This is a genomic window from Oleiphilus sp. HI0079 (assembly GCF_001635105.1).
In genome coordinates, this window is record NZ_LWFT01000642.1 from 1 (window position 1) to 2078 (window position 2078).

Here is a 2078-nt window from a genome sequence, read left to right on the forward strand (position 1 = left end):
GAGATGATTCCCGTGAGTAGCAAAAACAACAGTGATGTTGATGTTGCGCAGCTTGAGAAGGCCATTCGGGATGATTTGAATGATCATGCGCAGCGTGCAATGTGTGTGATGAACCCTCTTAAAGTTACGGTCATCAATATCCATGAGGCGGACGCCGGACTGAGCTTGAAGGCCGCGAATCACCCGAACAAGCCAGAGCTCGGCGAGAGAGAAATTCCGTTTTCAGAGACTATTTATATTGACCGTGAAGACTTCAATGAAGACGCTTCTTTGTCTCGTAAGAAATTTAAGCGCTTAGTTAGTGGCGAGTATGTTCGCTTGCGCAGTGCTTACATTATTAAGGCTGAAGACGTTATAAAAGATGATGCAGGTGAGATTGTTGAGCTGAAAGTTTCGTTGGTGCCGGGAACCGTTGGTGAAAATGTCGAAGGCATTAAGCCGCGCGGGGTTATCCATTGGGTTTCAGCAGAGCATGGTGTGAAGGCAACGATTCGTGATTATGATCGTTTATTTGCGCATCCGAATCCTGATGCGGGGGAAGAAGACTTTCTGACACATATTAATCCAGAAAGCTTTAAGGAATTTGAAGGTGTTGTGGAGCCTGCCTTATTAGGCGCTCAACCGGAGCAAGGTTTTCAGTTTGAGCGTGAAGGCTACTTTGTTGCTGATCGATATGATCACAAAGAGGGGCGAGCTGTGTTCAATAAGACCATCGGACTACGTGACGTTTGGAGTGGGAAGTAATAACGGCGATGAAAATTAAACTTCATAATACTTTAAGTGGTAAGAAGGAAGAGTTTGTACCAATCGAGCCTAATAAGGTTCGTATGTATGTATGTGGAATGACGGTATATGACTATTGTCATATCGGTCACGCTCGGGTCATGGTTGGCTTTGATGTGATTACGCGGTTTTTACGCCATGCGGGTTACAGCGTTACGTATATTCGAAACATCACAGACGTCGATGATAAGATTTTTAATCGCGCGAATGAGAATGGTGAGACCTACGATGCATTAACTGCGCGTTTTATCGATGCTATGCACGAAGATGAACGGGCGTTGATGGTGCTGCCACCAAGCCAGGAGCCCCGCGCTACCGAGCATATGTCTAACATTGTCAGAATGATAGAGACCTTAATTGAAAAGGGTTTCGCTTATGCAGCGAGTAATGGTGATGTTTATTATCGCGTTAAAAAGTTTGATGGTTATGGGAAGCTCAGTAAAAAGAATATTGAGGATTTGCAGTCTGGTGCACGAGTTGAGGTAGAAGCGCTCAAAGAAGATCCTCTTGATTTTGCGCTGTGGAAAGCAGCAAAAGAGGGCGAGGCTTATTGGGACTCTCCTTGGGGTAAAGGGCGTCCGGGTTGGCATATTGAATGTTCGGCGATGTCGACGTGTTGTCTAGGCAGTACATTTGACATTCATGGTGGTGGGCCGGATCTAAAGTTCCCACATCATGAGAATGAGATTGCTCAAAGTGAAGCGGCAACTGGCAAGACTTATGTGAATTATTGGATGCATGCCGGTGCAGTGCGGGTGAACAAGGAAAAAATGTCTAAATCACTAGGCAACTTTTTCACCATTCGTGAGGTGCTAGAGAAGTATGCGCCAGAAGTCGTGCGTTATTTTCTTATATCAAGTCAGTACCGAAGCCAGGTTGATTATTCTGAATCGAGTTTAGCTGAGTCTCAAAGCGCGCTTGATCGTATGTATCAGTCGTTAAGAGGTTTGGCGGTCACAGAAAGTGCGCTAGCGCAAAGCTATGTAGATCGTTTTGATAGTGCAATGGCGGATGATTTTAATACGCCGGAAGCGTTGGCGGTGATGTTTGATTTGGTGAAAGCGCTTAACTCAAGTCGCGATAGTGATTTAGAGGGGGCGAATAGATTTGCGTACACCTTAAAATACCTTGGCGAAGTTTTGGGGCTTCTGCAGTCCAATCCAGAGGATTACTTTAAGCAGGCTCCAGCGCAAGAGGGCGGGTTGTCTGAAGATGAAATTGAAGCCTTGATTTCGCAACGCACTCAAGCTCGAGCAGATAAAAACTGGGCAGAGTCCGATCGCATTCGTGATGAA

General features: G+C 45.8%; 1 protein-coding gene and 1 pseudogene. Both read left to right on the forward strand.

Annotated features, from left to right (window positions below; genetic code table 11):
• Nucleotides 1-744: pseudogene (locus tag A3750_RS11650) on the forward strand (glutamine--tRNA ligase); the annotation flags it as partial.
• Nucleotides 745-752: 8 nt separating this feature from the next.
• A partial coding sequence (cysS, locus tag A3750_RS11655; RefSeq protein ID WP_068548284.1) for a cysteine--tRNA ligase occupies nucleotides 753-2078 on the forward strand: 1326 nt, incomplete at its 3' end.